We start from the raw sequence: 16,539 nt of genomic DNA, 5'->3' as shown, positions 1-16,539 counted from the left end.
CAGCCGAGCATGGCTCGGCTCTACAAAAAAGCAGAACGCCCCATGTCCCTGGCCGAATTCGCCCTCATCGACCGCATCCGCGCCCGCACCCTCGAGCGCGACGACATCCTGCTCGGCATCGGTGACGACGCCGCGCTGCTGCAGCCGCGTGCCAACGAGCAACTGGTGGTCACCGCCGATACGCTCAACAGCGGCGTGCACTTCCCGGTTGAGACGCCTGCCTTCGACATCGGCTGGAAGACCCTGGCGGTCAACCTGTCGGACCTGGCCGCGATGGGCGCGCGCCCGGCGTGGTGCACGCTGGCACTGTCCCTGCCGGAAGCGTCTGAAGATTGGATCGAGGCCTTTGCCGATGGCTTCTTCGCCCTGGCCGACCAGCACGACATCGCGCTGATCGGTGGCGACACCACGCGTGGTCCGCTGTCGCTGTCGGTGACCGCGATGGGCCAGGTCGGGCGTGGCCAGGCCCTGCGGCGCGACCGCGCGCAGGTGGGTGATGATGTCTGGGTGAGTGGCACGCTGGGCGATGCCGCCGGCGCGCTGCGCCTGTGGCAACAAGGTGCGTTGAGCATCGCCACCGCCACGCTGCTGGCCGACTACGAAAGCCTGCGCCTGCGCCTGCTGCGGCCGACGCCGCGCGTGACCCTGGGCCTGCGCCTGCGGGCCTTCGCGCACGCGGCGGTGGATGTGTCCGACGGCCTGCTGGCCGACCTCGGTCATATCGCCACGCGTAGCACCGTGGCCGCGCATGTGGACGCCGATTCGCTGCCGATCTCGCACGCGCTGCGTGAGCTGCTCGGCCGCGACACTGCGCGCGACTGCGCACTGCGCGGGGGCGACGACTACGAACTGTGCTTCACCGCCGCCGCCGACCAGCGCGACGCACTGCACTACCTCGCCGAATCGCTGGACGTGCCGCTCACCCGCATCGGTCGGATTGCCGAAGGGCAGGGCGTGCATGTGGATGGCGAAGCCGCCGACGGCGGTTACCAGCACTTCGCGTAGCCGCAGCGGTACCGCCCTGCTGGGTGCCAAGCTTCGGGGTGGGGTCAGATCGATGTTGCTCTGGTAGGTGCCAACCTTGGTTGGCACGGATGCGTCAGCCGCCCGTGCCAACAGCGTGTCGACCAAGGTCGACACCTACCCAGGCGGGAATACCTCGGTGTTGCTCTGGTAGGTGCCAACCTTGGTTGGCACGGATGTGTCAGCCGACCGTGCCAACAGCGTGTCGACCAAGGTCGACACCTACCAAAGCGGAGGCGCATCGGTGCGCTCTGGTAGGTGCCAACCTTGGTTGGCACGAATGCGTCAGCCGCCCGTGCCAACAGCGTGTCGACCAAGGTCGACACCCACCAACGCGGGCGGGTTACACGTGCGGAACCGCTGTATCGAAGCGGTTGTTGCCCGGCGTGCCGGGTAGCAGCAGGAACACCAGCACCACCAGGCCCACAATCGGCACCAGCATCAGCAGGTACCACCAGCCTGAACGGTCGGTGTCATGCAGGCGGCGCACGGTCACTGCAATCATCGGCACGATGATCGCCAGCCACACCAACGCGCCCACGCCCGTCGATATCAGTGCCAGCGTGCTTGAACCGGTGTAGCCAGCAATGAAGCCCAGCACATTCGACGGAATCAACAGGATCATGATGAACAACTGGAACCACCAGAACTCACCGCGGCTGGCGCGCCCGCTGAACTGGGCATAGCGGGTAAGCGGAATCATCATCTTGTGCATCCGGGCACTCCCTGAAAAGAAGTGCGCACTATTGGTGCTCCTGTGATGATGAGCCATCGGAATCGTTGGAATTGCACGCAGCGTGCAACTGAACTGAGCGCTACCCCGCACTTCTCCTTGTTGGGTCCTTACGCTGCTCGCAACTGCACATCCACATACTCGGCCAGCCCACGGCAGGCCAGCAACAGCCCTTCGCGCGCGCCGTCACCCATCTGCTGGTCGATATCCCCGTCCACGCGCACACGTTCGGTGGCGTGCAGCAGTTCCAGCAGGAAACTCAGCCCTGCATTGGCGCGGTCGATGCGCGCCAAGGCCAAACGCTGTCCGGGTGTGCGGTTGCTGCCGGGCCACGGCTGGCCATCGGCGGCATCGCCCTGGCGGATGTACTGCAGGCACGCCTGCAGGGTGATGGCCCCGGCGCTGTTGCCGCTCTGCAGCGCAACGAAGGTGTCTTCCAGCGTGCGGGCCAGGTCATCGGGCAGGCGCGTGGCGGCCTCGCCCAGGGTGGCGAACAGGTGCGGGTAAGGGGAAGCGGTCATGGCGGCGTCCTTGTGCAAGCGGCAAGGGGCCACCCTGCTTAACAGCGAGGGTGGCGGACGGTGCGTGGTTCCAATACCGGTGGCTAACGTCGTCAAACGCCGGCGGGCACGAGGCCCCCACGCACCGCCCGCCATAGGTGCGCGGACAGAATGCCTGCCGACGCCACCCAACAAGGAAAGGGCGACGCCGGCAGGCAAGCGTAAACGACATTAACCGAACGGGATTGGAAGCCCGTGCCACCCATTGTCGGTGGCGCTACATGATTTGCATGAAGCGCCAGTGCCGCCAATGAGAATTGTTGGAAATTTCGAAAGCGTTGCAATCGTGCGGCGCACGCCACAGCGTGGCGATCGCGACATTCGTGTAGAGCCGAGCCGACGCTCGGCTCATCACAATCTCATCGAGAAGCAGCCGAGCATGGCTCGGCTCTACAGAAAGTAGAACGCGCTTCTACCTCACCACTTGTACGACATGCTCAGGTTCGCCGTCGCTTCGCGGTAACCATGGTCACCGCGCATCACGCCGAAGCCACCCCACGCACTCAGCCCGGAACGGAAGTCCACGCGCGCACCGGCATTCAACTCGTAGCGGTTGCGCGGCACGCTGGCCTTCAGCGCTTCATCATCGAACGCCATGCCGTTGCTGGCGCCATCGCGGTACCAGTTGGCCACCACATACGGGCTGACCGACGCGCCGGCGGCACTGCGGCCTTCGCCCTGAAGGCGCAGGCCCACGCGGCCGGACAGACCGCTGTCGCCCAGGCTGCGCACCACCGTGCCGTTGGCTTCCTCGTGGCGATCGGTATTGGCATCGGTGTAGACCAGCTGCAGTTCCGGCTGCAGGCTCAGCGCGGTGCTGCCGATCTGGCCGATGCCGAAGCGGTAGCCGGCTTCCAGCGAGCTCTGCCAGATGTCCGAGTCGTAGCGTTCCTCGGCCAGGCCTTCGCCCTGCACGCGGTTGCGGAACTGGCCGCGCTGCACGCTGGCATCCACATACAGTACATCGTTGCTCCAGTTGCCGTACACGCCCAGCGCGCCACCGTTGATCTTGCCGCGTGCACTGTAGCCGGTCAGCTGCGAACGTGAAGTGGCGTCGGACCTGGCCAGCGTACCCATCACACCCACGCGGCCCTGGCCGTTGTCGAACACGCCAATGTCCGCACCCAGCTGCAGGCGCGAGCGGTCCACGCGCAGGTCCAGCTGGTCTTCCACCGCCGACAGCTTGCTCTGTGTAGCGTCCACGCGGGCCCAGCCACGCACGCCATCAATGGCGGAGGTGTTGCCGCCCTGGCGGTCGCGCCAGCCATGGCGCAGCAGCTGGTCCATCGCGAACTGGTTGGCCAGGTACGCGCCGGCTTCCGGGCGCAGCACCGGCGTGGGGTCGATCGGATCGACCGGATCGACCGGATCGACCGGATCGACCGGATCGACCGGCTTACACTCCGGCAGCGTCGGGTCGATCACACACGGATCCGGCGCCCCGGCAAGTTCCGAGCGCAGGTACCAGCCGCCGTTGGTCGCGTCCTTGAACAGGAAGTACTCGTACTGCCCACCCACCGCGCGGCCCTGCAGGTCGAACTGCGCATTGGACGCACCGCCCACACGGATCAGCTCGATGCCCTTGTTGGTCTTGGCGCCTGCGCCGCCGGCATTGAGCACACGCACGTTGGCCTGGCCGTTGGCGTCGCCCTTGATGATCAGCTTGTCGGTGGCCGAACTGTCGTCGCCCAGCTGGGTGTTGAACAGCAGGGTGCCACCGGCCCCGTCGAAGGTATCCACGGTGAGCGTGTTGAACGTACTGCCATTGCCCAGCGCCACCGTACCGGTGCTACCCAGCGCGAGATGACCGACAGTGCTGTCGCCGGACATCAGCCAGGTGCTGTCGCCGTCGATGCTGGCCGAGGTGACGTTGAAGAAGCGGCCGTCGATCTGTGCCTTGTTGCGCAGTTCCACGTTGATCATGCCGTTGGGGACCGTTGTCGTGTCCAGCACCACATCGCCAGCGATGCGCGAGTCATCGACAGTGAAATCGACTGTGGTGCGGCCAGCTGCGACAGCGGTCCGCCCTTTCAGTTGGATGAGAATTCCATCCCCTCCATGCAGTTGGCTGCCGTTGGCAACGGCGACATCGATGTGAGCATCACTGGCACGGCCATGGACCCAGATGGCTGCCGCGCTCTTGGCCGACAGGGTTGAACGGTCCAAATGCACCTCGAAGTTCTGTCCGTTTGCGAGTGGCGAGATGACAACACCATGATTCTCGGCATCGATACGGGAGCGGTTGTGCAGCACGAGACTGCCATGGGTCATGAGTGCCCCCACGCCGTCCGAGAGAGGATTGCCACTGCTCGTGGGCAGGGCATCAACCCTGACGGTACTTGCGTCGAGCAGGATGCGCCCACTGCCAACGCTCATCCCGGAAAAACCCAGGCCTACGGACTGCCTGTCACCAGGTTGCTGGCCTGCACCGGGCGAGACCACAACGTGAGAGCCGGAAAGCGTAACCTGCGCTTGATCGTGTACTCGCAGGTTCCCCACAAAAGTACTGTCACGCGCGTCCAGCAGCGAATTTCCATCCAGCTTTACGGCATGTTCGGAGTAGTCGCCCGATGGCTTGCGCGAGACCGTCGAAGCAACCAGCGTTACGCGTGAGTCATCGGCCAGAATGGTCTGGGCCGCTCCTCCGTTCACGGTCAGCAGCGAGCCGTTCTTCAACGTCCACGCTTCGACCGGATCCCCAGCACCGACCTCCGCAGTCTGGCCATCGAGATCGCCGGCCAAAACGACCCCGGCGGGAAGGGACGCCAGCGCCAGCAACAGGCTGCGGAACAGCGGGCGCGGCGTCAGAGGATGGGATGCGGTGGCGGTGCGCTTCATGGGGGAATCCTTGTGTCGGAGAAGGGGGAGAGACGCGACACGACGCAACCGCATTCAGACGAAGTGCCGTATATCCTTCATCTCTGTGATGGTGGCGTGAAGGGTGGGCAATTGCGAAGTCATGTGTCTCTACTGGCGCCAGTCTCTGTGCGCAGCCCGGCCGAACCCATGCAAAAAGTTGTAAAGCACACTGAACACCGGTAGCGCCTTCAGCTTTCAGCCAGCACTGCGACAGCCTGTCGCAGGTGAGTTGCAAGTGATTCGATGGAGGCAGTGAACGGAGATGACGAGCATGGCGCCTCCTTTCAGGAGCAACCCCATGCACACACCCACCCCACGCCACCATGCGCTGGCCGCCGCCCTCGCCATTGCACTGCTTGCCAGCATTCCCGCCTCGGCCCAGCAGATCGTGGCCGACGGCGACGACCAGATGCCTGCCGAAGGCGATTACCACACCACTGAGCCGGTGCTGCCGGGCGACCCGTCGGGGCATGCCTTCTACGCAATCAACGGCGGCCGTATTCTTCCGACAGGGCCGGTCAATCTCTCTACCGAAGGACGCGGAGCGCACGCTGCGCAGGCCGAGGGCGCCGGCAGTCTGATCTTGTTGCAGGGTGCATCGGTGAGCACCACCGGCATCTCTGCAGCAGGCGCGTCAGTTGCCGCAGGCGCCCGACTGGAGGCCGCCGATGCAGTGATCGAGACACGCGGCAACAGCGCCCACGGGGTACAGGTGCAGGGCGCGGATGCCGTGCTGAGAAGCGTGCAGGTCCGCAGCACTGGCGGCGATGCGCTGCGGTTGATGGGGGGCACGCTGCAGGTTCAGGGCGCTCAGTTGCAGGTGAACCGCTACGGTACTTACGGTCTGTATGCGAATGCGGGCACAGCAACGCTGGATGGGGTCCACATCGACATGGCGGGTGACGCGGGCAATGGTGTCCTGGCGACCGGCACGGCCGAGGTCGTCCTGCAGGACGCGAGCATTGGACGCGTGGGTCATTCGGGTGTGGCCGCAACGGCGCATCGCGGCGCGCGCCTGGTGATGAAGGGTGTGGACATCGACATGCGCGGTGACGCCGCCGTCGGTCTGGCGATGGGAGGCAGCGTAAACGTTTCCGACAGCCGCATCAGCGTGCAGGGCGCCCATGGTCGTGCCGTCGATCAGTCAGGTGGTGCGCTGGACGTGCAGAGCAGCGAGCTGTCCGGCAATACGGGACTGAGGCTGATGGACAATGGCAGCGTGAACCTGCGTGACAGCAGTATCCGCAGCGAGCTGGTCGCATTGGATATCAATGGCCGAGGCAACGTCGTGACAGTGGAGCGCAGCTCGCTTGCAACGTCTGCAGGTACCGCCATCTGGATGCCGAACGATTCCACGCTGGTGCTGAGTGAGTCTTCAGTGGTGGCCCAGGGAGACGGTGGGCTCGGCCTTGATGCACGAGGCGGCAGCGCGCAGCTTTTCAGTACCAACCTGCGTACATGGGGGCACTCTGCCCATGGTCTGTATGCGCAGGGCGGCGCGGGGCGGCAGCCCGGGATCGAGGCGGTCGATACCCAGGTGCTGACCGAAGGTGATGGGTCTGCTGCGGCGATTGCGCGCACCGGCGGGACCGTCACGCTGGTCGACAGCCGCTTGCAGACCGTCGGCCGATCCTCGCACGGTGTCATTGCCGGTGGTGCTGGGCAGATCGCTTTGAACAACACCCATGTACGCACCGAAGGCGAGGGCGCGTGGGCGGCGGTGATCAATGACAACGGTCGGATGCGTATCGACGGCGGCTCGCTGGTGAGCGTCCAGCATGGTGGCGTATGGCTGCGTAGCAGCCGCGACCCGGGCCTGACCCTGGCCAACGGTGCGGTGGTATCGGGCGGCAACGGCATCGCGCTGGCGTTGGATGCGGCGGTGGCCGGGCGTTTCGATGTGGTGCTGGAGGGCCGCTCGCGGATGGACGGCGACATTGTCATTACCCCGGAAGACGAGGACGCAGGCCTGCCACCACAGTCGGACGTGCATGTGCGCCTGGCCGATGGTTCGCTCTGGCAGGGTTCGTCGGATCTGGTGCAGACGATGGCGATCGAGAACGGCAGCCAGTGGACGCTGACCGGTGATGCCACGGTGGGCGAGTTGCAGGTACTCAACAGTGGCGTGGCCTTGTCCGACGGCAGCGGCCGTTTCAATACGCTCACCGTGGACGGCGACCTGCATAGCGCAGGGGCGACGTTCCTGTTCCAGGGCACGCTGGCCGGCGATGACAGCGCGATGGACCGCGTGCACGTGCGCGGCGACACTTCCGGCGACGCGTTGATCGCGGTGAAGAACATCGGTGGCGTAGGTGCACCTACCGTGGATGGCATCGCGCTGATCGAGATTGACGGTGCATCACTGGCAAGCTACGCACTGAGCGGGCGCGCGGTAGGCGGATCGTACGAGTACTTCCTGTTCCAGGGCGGCCTGGCCGATCCTTCCGATGGCAACTGGTATCTGCGTTCGCAGTGGTTCGATATCTGCCAGGACAACCCGGCCGCACCGGGGTGCGTGGTCGATCCGGGCCCGGATCCGGATCCGGATCCAACCGATCCGACTGATCCGACTGATCCGATCCTGCCGCCACCGGTGCTGCGCCCGGAAGCGGGGGCTTACCTGGCCAACCAGTCGGCGGCGATCAACCTGTTCGCGCACCGCATGCACGAGCGCAATGGCGCACGTTCGATGGACGGCGAGCGCCAGGCCTGGGCACGCGTGGGTCGGCAGCAGGCGGATTTCAGCGCGGTCGGCGGCCAGCTGTCGATTGATGGCAACACCTCGATGTTGCAGATCGGCACTGACCTGCTGCAGCGTGGCAACGCGGTTGCCGGTGTGATGCTGGGCAGCGGCCGCGCCGACAGCAGCGTAGTGTCCGATCTGACCGGTTACAGCGCCAAGGGCCGGGTGCGTGGCAGCGCCGTGGGTGTGTACGGCACCTGGATGCAGGATGCAGACAGTACGCGGGGCGCGTATGTGGACGCCGCCCTGCAGTACGGCCGCTTCGACAATCGCGTGCAGGGCATCGGCCTGGCGCCGGAGCACTACGACTCGCGCATGGCCAGTGCGTCGCTGGAGGCCGGCTACACCTTCAACGTATGGCAGGGCGACGCCAGCGCGCTGTACGTGCAGCCACAGCTGCAGCTGAGCTATGTCGATTTCCGCGCCGATCGCCACGTGGAGAGCAACGGCACGGTGATTGACCACGCCGACGCCGGTGGCCTGAGCGGGCGTCTGGGCGTGCGCGTGTTCGGCCATGGCACGGCCGCCGGCAACACCGTGCAACCGTACCTGGGCGTGAACTGGCTGCGTGGCAGCGGCACCAGCACGTTGCAGTTCAACGGTGACACGCTGGCTGCGGACGTGCCGCGCAACCGCTACGAAGTGCAGGCCGGTGCCGAGCTGAGGCTGGGCCAGCGTTGGGGCGCGTGGGGTGGCGTGAGCGTGCAGCGCGGCGATCATGGCTACCGCAACGTGGGCGGCCAGCTGGGCCTGCGCATGGTCTGGTAAGCGCGTGAAGCGGGGTCGGATCCCATTGCCAAGGCAATGGGCTCTGACCCGACGGCTGCTGTAGAGCCGAGCCTATGCTCGGCTCACTGCGATCTGGACGAAGGGCAGCCGAGCATGGCTCGGCTCCACAACCGCGTCGAGCAGGGGCCGGACCTGAACCATGTCCACGTCTGTCGCGATTGTCCATTGAATGACTGCGCAAACGGTGGCGATGCTGCCGCCCTGTCTTTTGCCGGTTGCCCGCGTGTCCTCTCCCGAACGTTCCCACAACGCCGCCATCGATGGCCTGCGTGCACTGGCGGTGCTGGCCGTCGTCCTTTTCCACACCAACGCGACGTGGCTGCCCGGCGGCTTCACCGGTGTGGACCTGTTCTTCGTGGTATCCGGCTTCGTGATCAGCCAGTCGCTGGCCTCGCGCGCCCAAGCATCGCTGGGTGCGATGCTGCTCGATTTCTACCGGCGTCGCGTGCTGCGCCTGTTGCCGGCGCTGCTGGTGATGCTGATGGCCACTTTCGTACTGTCGGCACTGTTCATTCCCCGCGCGTGGCGCAATGAGCAGTTCGACCAGACCGGCTGGGCCGCGCTGGTCGGTTTCAGCAACATCGTGCTGGCCGGCCAGCAGGACGATTACTTCTCGCCCGGCGCTGAACTCAATCCGTTCCTGCATACCTGGACGCTGGGTGTGGAAGAGCAGTTCTACCTGGTCTTCCCGCTGTTGTTCTTCGTGTGGCTGCGCGGGCGTGAGCGCTGGCCGGGGGCGCGTTGGCTGTTGCCGGCGCTCACCATGCTGTCGCTGGCGTGGGCGGGCTGGCAGGCGCGATCGGCGCCGGCGTCGGCGTTCTATCTGCTGCCGGCGCGGTTCTGGGAGCTGGCCGCAGGTGCGCTGCTCTACCAGTGGATGCATAAACGTACGCCACGCCAGGGCAGCGACGCGGCTGCCGTGGCGGGCCTGGCGCTGCTGGCCGCGGGTGTGCTGATCGCCCCGCAGTTGGCGATGCCGGTGCCGGGCGTGCTGGCGACCGTGGCCGGTACCCTGCTGCTGTTGGCGGGCGTGTCGACAGCGGGGACATCGCGCATCGCCCGTGCGCTGGGCTGCGCACCGCTGGCCTACCTGGGTCGGCTGTCCTATTCGCTGTACCTGTGGCATTGGCCGCTGCTGGTACTGCTGCGCTGGACCTATGGCCTGCATGGCGTCGCGCTGTGGCTGTATCCGGTGCTGCTGCTGGCGGTGTCGGCCGCGTCCTACCACTTCATCGAGCGCCCGCTGCGCAGTGCGGCGCCGCTGCTGCGGCTGGCACCGGCCAAGGTGCTGGCGATGGCGTTGCCGCTGGTGGCGCTGTGCGGTGCGGGCGCCTGGGCAACGGTGGAGTACCACGAGCAGGTCTCGCTCAGCGTGACCCGCAACGGCTACGCATGGCAGGCGCGTCGCTACCCGGCGTGGCGCCCGCTGGAACCGGTGAGTGCGCCGGCGCTTGAAGGGCGGCGCCTGTTCGTGGCCGGCGACTCGCATGCGGCGGCGTATCGCACCATGACCAGCATGGTCGCGCGGCAGACCGGCATGGAGGTGCGCCAGCAGGATCGCGGCGGCTGCAGCTTCGTCAACCTGCTGCGGGCCAGCCCGGCCGACTGCCAGGACTTCATTGAAGACACGCTGTCGACCATCGAACGCGAGGCGCGCCCGGGTGACATCGTGCTGCTGACGGCCTTGCGCATGCCGGAACTGCGTGGGTTCGACTGGCAGCGGCAGGATGCACAGCAGATCTATCAACAGCTGCTGGCCGAGCGCACGCCCGCGCATGCACAGGCTGCACGCGACGAAGCCGAACGCGTGCTGGGGCGTTTGCAGAAGCTGGGCGTACAGGTGGTGATCGACGCACCGCTGCCGCTGTTCAAGGCCGGTGCGTACCGCTGTTCAGACTGGTTCAACCGCCGCAATCCGGCGTGTGCCGGCGGTCTGAGCATGCCGCGTGCGGATCTGGAAATGCTGCGGGCGCCGCAGATGGCACTGCTGGATGACCTGGCGGCACGTTACCCGTCAATGACCGTGTGGGATCCGCTGCCGCTGCTGTGTGGGCCGCAGGCCTGTTCGGCGGTGGAAGACGGCGAACCATTGTTCTTCGACAATGATCACCTGAGCGGGCATGGCAACCGCGTGCTGCTGCCCAGTTTCCGGCAGACCCTGATCGATATCGCAGCCGACAAGACGGTGTAGAGCCGAGCCCACGCTCGGCTTGCGCGCACAGCGCGGGCGTCATCGCGATCTGGTCGAAGAGCAGCCGAGCATGGCTCGGCTCTACAGGAGCGCGAAGGTGAACGACACGTCGTTGTAGAGCCGAGCCCACGCTCGGCTTGCGCGCACAGCGCGGACGTCATCGCGATCTGGTCGAAGAGCAGCCGAGCATGGCTCGGCTCTACAGGAGCGCGAAGGTGAACGACACGTCGTTGTAGAGCCGAGCCCACGCTCGGCTTGCGCGTACAGCGCGGGCGTCATCGCGATCTGGTCGAAGAGCAGCCGAGCATGGCTCGGCTCTACAGGAGCGCGAAGGTGAACGACACCTCGTTGTAGAGCCGAGCCCACGCTCGGCTTGCGCGCACAGCGCGGGCGTCATCGCGATCTGGTCGAAGAGCAGCCGAGCATGGCTCGGCTCTACAGGAGCGCGCAGGAGTGCGCGCAGTCTATGCCGGCGGCAGCACCTTACCGGGGTTGAGGATGCCGTCCGGGTCCAGCGCGGCCTTGATCGCGCGCATCGTTGCCAGTGTTTCCGGGGTGAAGGCCTGCGCCATGAAATCGCGCTTGGCCAGGCCGATGCCGTGTTCGCCCGACAACGTGCCGCCCAATGCCAGCGTCAGCTCGAAGATCCTTGGCAGCGCGGCATGCGCGCGCGTGTTCTCGTCGGCATCGTCCGGGTGGTAGAGGATGTTGACGTGCAGGTTGCCGTTGCCGGCATGGCCGAAGGTGACGATGGTCAGCGTGTAGTCACGTGCCAGCGCCTGCACGCCGGCCACCAGCTCCGGAATGCGCGACACCGGGACCACTACATCTTCATTGATCTTGCCCGGCGCCACACTGCGCAGCGCAGGCGACAGCGCCTTGCGCGCCGCCCACAGCTGGTCGCGTGCGCGGCCTTCCATCGCCACGTCCAGTTCGATCATGCCGTCGCCTTCGGCGGCGCTGGCCAGGGCCTGCAGCAGATAGGGCAGGGTGTCGTGGTCACCATCGGCCTCGACCAGCAGCATCGCACCGGCCTCTGGCACGTCAGCACCATTGAGCCGCAGCAGCTCCAGGCTGCGCGCGTCCATGAATTCCAGGCGGGTGGGTACCACCGGCTGCGACATCAACCGCGATACGGCGGCCGCAGCAGCATCGGCATCACGGTACAGCACGCGCAGCCCGGCCTGGCTGACCGGCAACGGGGTCAGCTTCAGCGTGGCTTCCACGATCAGTGCCAGCGTGCCTTCGCTGCCCACCAGCAGATGGGTGAGGTCGTAGCCGGTGGCGTCCTTGGTGTAGGCACCACCGCAGCGGATCAGCTCGCCGGTGCCGGTCACCGCCACCAGGCCCAGCACGTTGTCGCGGCTGGTGCCGTACTTCACCGCGCGCGGGCCGCCGGCATTGCAAGCGAGGTTGCCGCCGATGCTGCAGATCTCGGCGCTGGAAGGATCCGGCGCCCAGAACAGGCCATGCGGGGCCAGTGCCTGCTGCAGGGTGCCATTGAGCACGCCGGGCTGCACGACCGCGCAGCGATCACCGGCGCGGATCTCGACGATGCGGTCCATGCGGATGAACGATAGCACGATGCTGCCCGGCCGCGGGACGGCTGCACCGGTCGTGCCGGTGCCGGCGCCGCGCGCGACCAGCGCCACGCCATGCGCGCGACAGGCACGTACCAGTGCCTGAACCTGTTCGACGTCGGCGGGCAGCGCCACGGCTGCCGGACGCTGGCGGCGCCATGAATTGTCCTGCGCGTTGGCCTCCAGCGCGCTGTCATCCATGCGCCAGCCCTCCGCGCCCAGCAGGGTGGACAGTTCGGCGACCAGGGCAGCAGGCAGGGCAGGACTCATGACGGATCTCGAGAGGCAGCAGGAGCGGGTTGGATCAGTTTCCAGGCGACAACGGCGCCGGCCAGTGGCAGCCACACCCAGCGCAGTTCGGAGAGCAGGGTAGCCACGCCGCGTGCGCTGAAGAACTGTGGGGCGAAGGGTGAAACGCGGATCGGTCGCCACGGTGCGAAGAAGCGGTGTTCGCTCCACGGCCAGGCCAGTGCGACGCCGAGGCCGCCGGAGGTCATCGCATCCAGCAGTGGATGGCTGGCGGCGCAGACGAAGACGAATACAGCGGCTTGTACGGTCGATGCCACCGTTGGCCCTGCCTTGGTAGGTGCCAACCTTGGTTGGCACGAAACCGCCGACCAAGGTCGGCGACTACCGGAGCTGTGCTGCGCCGACCAAGGTCGGCGACTACCAAAGAACGCCAACGCCGCCGCCAATGCCGCCAGCACGCCGGCAAACAGCAGCGAATGGCTGGCACCGCGATGGCCGAAGGCATCCGCATAGGGAATGTGCAGCGCAAAGGCCAGTACATCGGCATCGGGCAGCATCGCGGCGATCACGCCTGCAACCAGCAGGCGCGGCGGGATGCGGCCACGATCAGCGGCGCACCACAGCGCCAGCGGCACGGCGGCATGGGTGATGATCGAAGGCATCAGTCACGCACCATGGTAGTGCCGGCCAGGCTGCGCTCTGGCGGGGGCCAACCTTGGTTGGCACAGACGCGCCGACCAAGGTCGGCTTCTACCAAGGCGGACAGTACACATCAGCAATCATCCAGCCGGAATGCGTCACGCAGCCAATGCAGCTGCGGCGGTTCGCCACTGGCTTCCACCACGTCGAAGCGGCAGGGCGCATTGGCCAGCGCGGGGTGGTCCTGCAGGTACAGCTGCGCGGCATGCGCCAGGCGCCGGCATTTGCGCGCATCGACTGAAGCGGCACCGCCACCGTACTCTGATCGCGCGCGATAGCGCACCTCCACGAACACCACGATGCCGGCATCGTCCATCACCAGGTCCAGTTCACCGCCGCGATAACGCACGTTGCGCGCGCGCGGCTGCAGTCCGGCCTGTTGCAGATGCTGCTCGGCGGCGGCTTCCACCGCCGAGCCACGTTGGCTGCGCTCAGCGACCACCGACGATCGGCATCGGCCGGCCGCCATTGAAGGTCGACCATGCCGGCTGGCGCAGGATGTTGCCGTTGCTGTCCAGGAACAGGGTGCCGGTGGCACCGTCCAGGCCGCCTTCGTTGGACAGCTTGTCCAGATAGGCGGTGATCTTCCAGGCGTCGGCGCCGAACGCGAACAGGCGGCCGGCCGCACCGCGTGCGCTCGGCAGGGTGCTGGCCACCTGGCTGGCCGAGGGCAGGCCGGACACGCTGCGCACGTTCCAGGCTTCATTCGGGTAGACGATGCCGTCCAGGGCCACGTCTTCTTCCACCTTGCCGCTGCCGACGGTCAGCTGCGAGGTGCCGACGCGGGTGGCGCCACCGGCACCGGCCAGCGCCAGCTGCGGCGCCAGCAGGCGGGCCTGCGGTGCACGCACGGCGAGGAACACCGCATCGACCTGGCCGGCATTGCGCACCTGCGCGCCGACATCGCCAACGGCATCGCTGACGTTGAAGGTGGCCACCACCTGCCCACCGCGCTGTGCGAAGCGCTGCGCGAAGGCGGCGGCGGAACGGCGGCCGGTGTCGTCATTGCTGCTGATCACCAGTGCGCGGTTGCGTTCGCGGCCACGCAGGTATTCGGCGGCGACGATGCCGTCGTCTTCCGGTGCCAGCGAGAAACCGGCGCTGCCGGCCGGCGGTGCGTCCTTGCCACGGTTCAGCGCCAGCACCGGCACCTGCAGCTGCTGGCGGCCGTACACGGCGTCCACTTCGTCGCGGCCCAGCGGTCCGACCACGAAGTCGGCACCGGAGGCGACCGCCTTGTCATAGGCGGCGAGGGCACCGGCCGGGGTGCCGGCGGTGTCGAAGAAGTTGATGTCCGGACGGCGGCGGCTTTCACCGTAGTAGGCGCTCAACAGGCCATCGCGCACCGGCTGCGCGGCGGTGGCCAGGCGGCCGCTGAGCGGCAGCAGCACGGCCAGCTTGGCCGGCGGGCGGTAACCGTCGCTCATCGCCGGCGGGCGCTTGCTGGTGTCGAACTGGGCCGCGCCATCGCGGTCGAACGGGCGCGGCAGCGGCAGGCCGCGCGCGATCAGCGCACGGCCGGCGAAGTTGTACAGCGGGTCGTTGGCCGGCAGCGCGGCGGCACGGCTGCGCAGGGTGGCGTCGTCGAGGGTGCCGAGCAGGCCGGCGATGGCGGCCTGGTTCTCGCTGCGCGCGCTGCCGGTCAGGCCGGCATGGGCACGGGCGCGCTCGTTGGCGGCACCGAAGGCATCGCCGGTGCCCTGCAGGGCCTGGGCGCGGGCCAGCAGCCAGCGGGTGCGCAGGCCGACCGCAACGCTGTCGGCATGATCCTTCAGCAGGGCCAGCGCCTGCGCCGGCTGCTTGTCGGCCAGCGCCAGCTCGGCACCGGTCAGCTGGTAGCGCTGCAGGCTGGCGCCGGACAGCTGGCGGGCGGTGAGCTGGCCCAGCAGGCTGCGCGCGCGGGCACTGTCACCGGCCAGATGCCAGGCCCAGGCCGCATCGGCCAGTGCGTTGCTGCGGGCACCGCCACGCAGCGTGGCGGCCAGGCCTTCCAGCTGCAGTGCGGCGTCGCGCGGCTTGCCCTGTTCGATCAGCGCCAGCGCCTGGCCCTGGGCCGGCGAATCGGGGGTGCTGGTCAGGCTGGTGGTGGCACAACCGGCCAGCAGCATCAGCGACAACGACAGGGCGGAGATCCGTGCGGCGGGCTTGTTCATGATCGGGTCCATGCGATGAGGGCAGCGGCCTTGGCCGGGTACACGCTACGATTCTACCCTTGCCCCGTGAGTACCGCTGAAATGAGTGTCCCAACCCTGTACGTCGTCGCCACCCCGATCGGCAACCTGGCCGATCTGAGCCCGCGCGCGCAGGAGGTGCTGCGTTCGGTGGCGGCCATCTGTGCCGAGGACACCCGCCGCAGCGGCCAGCTGCTGTCCCATTTCGGCATCCAGCAACCGCTGGTCGCCCTGCACGAACACAACGAGGAGGCCTTGGCGCAGCGGCTGGTGTCGCGCCTGCAGGCCGGCGAGTCGCTGGCGCTGGTCAGTGACGCCGGTACGCCGCTGGTCAGCGATCCGGGGTTCCGCCTGGTGCGTGCCGCGCGCGCGGCGGGCATCAAGGTCAGCCCGGTGCCTGGCGCCTGCGCCGCCATCGCCGCGCTGAGCGTGGCCGGCCTGCCCAGCGACCGTTTCAGTTTCGAGGGCTTCCTGCCGGCCAAGGCCAGCGGCCGCCGCGACCGCCTGCAGGCGCTGGCCGGCGAAGTGCGCACGATGGTGTTCTACGAATCGTCGCACCGCATCGCCGAATCGCTGGCCGACATGGCGGCGATCTTCGGTGGCGAACGCCCGGCGGTGCTGGCCCGCGAGCTGACCAAGCTGTTCGAGACCGTGCTCGATGGTGACCTGGCGGGCCTGCTGGCCAAGGTCGAGGCCGACGACAACCAGCGCAAGGGCGAGTTCGTGGTGATGGTGCAGGGCGCGGGTGATGACGAGCAAGCGCAGCTGGCACATGGCCGCCGCGTCTACGCGAAGCTGAGCGAGCACCTGCCACCATCCACCGCCGCCAAACTGGCCGCGGAACTGACCGGCGCGCCGCGCAAGGCGTTGTACGGTAGTTGATTGATCGTGCGGACCAAGGTCCGCACCCACCAAAGCAGAATCCGCACCCACCAGAGCGGC

11 protein-coding genes are annotated in these 16,539 nt (G+C 67.2%); 4 read left to right on the top strand and 7 right to left on the bottom strand.

Annotation, left to right across the window (positions count from 1 at the left end; translation table 11 throughout):
* The first annotated feature begins 42 nt into the window (after positions 1-42).
* Complete coding sequence (thiL, locus tag AC5P6H_RS17460; RefSeq protein WP_197574526.1) at positions 43-1,005, top strand: thiamine-phosphate kinase; 963 nt, start codon at positions 43-45, stop codon at positions 1,003-1,005.
* Between the two features lie 361 nt (positions 1,006-1,366).
* Here thiL and AC5P6H_RS17455 read toward each other — a convergent pair whose 3' ends face one another.
* The 3 genes from AC5P6H_RS17455 to AC5P6H_RS17445 all read right to left on the bottom strand — a co-directional run bounded on the left by AC5P6H_RS17455 (position 1,367) and on the right by AC5P6H_RS17445 (position 5,154).
* Positions 1,367-1,738: a DUF805 domain-containing protein gene (locus AC5P6H_RS17455; protein WP_262225276.1), complete on the bottom strand. Its 372-nt coding sequence runs from the start codon at positions 1,736-1,738 to the stop codon at positions 1,367-1,369.
* Between the two features lie 128 nt (positions 1,739-1,866).
* A complete protein-coding gene (locus AC5P6H_RS17450) occupies positions 1,867-2,277 on the bottom strand; it encodes a hypothetical protein (RefSeq protein WP_049442187.1) in 411 nt (136 codons plus the stop codon).
* A 456-nt stretch (positions 2,278-2,733) separates the two neighbouring features.
* Entirely contained in the window at positions 2,734-5,154 is a 2,421-nt protein-coding gene (locus AC5P6H_RS17445) for an autotransporter family protein (RefSeq protein ID WP_495202918.1), read from the bottom strand.
* Between the two features lie 319 nt (positions 5,155-5,473).
* On the opposite strand from AC5P6H_RS17445, the gene AC5P6H_RS17440 reads away from it, so the two are divergent.
* Together AC5P6H_RS17440 and AC5P6H_RS17435 are read left to right on the top strand one after the other, a co-directional pair.
* Positions 5,474-8,686 carry an autotransporter family protein gene (locus tag AC5P6H_RS17440; RefSeq protein ID WP_495202917.1) on the top strand — a complete coding sequence of 1,071 codons (3,213 nt, stop codon included), beginning with the start codon at positions 5,474-5,476 and terminating at the stop codon, positions 8,684-8,686.
* Between the two features lie 190 nt (positions 8,687-8,876).
* The gene (locus tag AC5P6H_RS17435) at positions 8,877-10,898 is read left to right on the top strand and encodes an acyltransferase family protein (protein WP_425604384.1); all 2,022 of its coding nucleotides are present in this window, start codon (positions 8,877-8,879) and stop codon (positions 10,896-10,898) included.
* A 464-nt stretch (positions 10,899-11,362) separates the two neighbouring features.
* On the opposite strand, the gene AC5P6H_RS17430 is transcribed toward AC5P6H_RS17435, so the two are convergent.
* The 4 genes from AC5P6H_RS17430 to AC5P6H_RS17415 all read right to left on the bottom strand — a co-directional run bounded on the left by AC5P6H_RS17430 (position 11,363) and on the right by AC5P6H_RS17415 (position 15,579).
* Complete coding sequence (locus AC5P6H_RS17430; RefSeq protein WP_495202916.1) at positions 11,363-12,748, bottom strand: FAD-binding oxidoreductase; 1,386 nt, start codon at positions 12,746-12,748, stop codon at positions 11,363-11,365.
* A complete protein-coding gene (locus AC5P6H_RS17425) occupies positions 12,745-13,389 on the bottom strand; it encodes a metal-dependent hydrolase (RefSeq protein ID WP_049440207.1) in 645 nt (214 codons plus the stop codon). Before AC5P6H_RS17425 ends, AC5P6H_RS17430 begins: the two co-directional genes overlap by 4 nt.
* Before the next feature lie 110 nt (positions 13,390-13,499).
* Entirely contained in the window at positions 13,500-13,868 is a 369-nt protein-coding gene (locus AC5P6H_RS17420) for a YraN family protein (RefSeq protein ID WP_041864068.1), read from the bottom strand.
* Positions 13,858-15,579, bottom strand: a complete 1,722-nt coding sequence (locus AC5P6H_RS17415; RefSeq protein WP_169411178.1) for a penicillin-binding protein activator — start codon at positions 15,577-15,579, stop codon at positions 13,858-13,860. The genes AC5P6H_RS17420 and AC5P6H_RS17415 overlap by 11 nt, the downstream gene beginning before the upstream one ends.
* An 81-nt stretch (positions 15,580-15,660) precedes the next feature.
* Between AC5P6H_RS17415 and rsmI the strand changes: the two genes are divergently transcribed.
* Positions 15,661-16,479, top strand: coding sequence for a 16S rRNA (cytidine(1402)-2'-O)-methyltransferase (rsmI, locus tag AC5P6H_RS17410; RefSeq protein ID WP_014645933.1), 819 nt, complete (start codon positions 15,661-15,663; stop codon positions 16,477-16,479).
* Positions 16,480-16,539 lie beyond the last annotated feature (60 nt).

It is taken from the genome of Stenotrophomonas sp. YJH_SMC_110 (assembly GCF_059369255.1).
Note: the sequence above shows the minus strand (reverse complement) of the source record. Positions and strands in the feature narration are given on the sequence as shown.

Coding starts and splice junctions, on each gene's coding strand:
- thiL (WP_197574526.1), top strand. CDS start 43: ATGTCCCTGGCCGAATTCGCCCTCATCGACCGCATCCGCGCCCGCACC.
- AC5P6H_RS17455 (WP_262225276.1), bottom strand. CDS start 1,738: ATGCACAAGATGATGATTCCGCTTACCCGCTATGCCCAGTTCAGCGGG.
- AC5P6H_RS17450 (WP_049442187.1), bottom strand. CDS start 2,277: ATGACCGCTTCCCCTTACCCGCACCTGTTCGCCACCCTGGGCGAGGCC.
- AC5P6H_RS17445 (WP_495202918.1), bottom strand. CDS start 5,154: ATGAAGCGCACCGCCACCGCATCCCATCCTCTGACGCCGCGCCCGCTG.
- AC5P6H_RS17440 (WP_495202917.1), top strand. CDS start 5,474: ATGCACACACCCACCCCACGCCACCATGCGCTGGCCGCCGCCCTCGCC.
- AC5P6H_RS17435 (WP_425604384.1), top strand. CDS start 8,877: ATGACTGCGCAAACGGTGGCGATGCTGCCGCCCTGTCTTTTGCCGGTT.
- AC5P6H_RS17430 (WP_495202916.1), bottom strand. CDS start 12,748: ATGAGTCCTGCCCTGCCTGCTGCCCTGGTCGCCGAACTGTCCACCCTG.
- AC5P6H_RS17425 (WP_049440207.1), bottom strand. CDS start 13,389: ATGCCTTCGATCATCACCCATGCCGCCGTGCCGCTGGCGCTGTGGTGC.
- AC5P6H_RS17415 (WP_169411178.1), bottom strand. CDS start 15,579: ATGAACAAGCCCGCCGCACGGATCTCCGCCCTGTCGTTGTCGCTGATG.
- rsmI (WP_014645933.1), top strand. CDS start 15,661: ATGAGTGTCCCAACCCTGTACGTCGTCGCCACCCCGATCGGCAACCTG.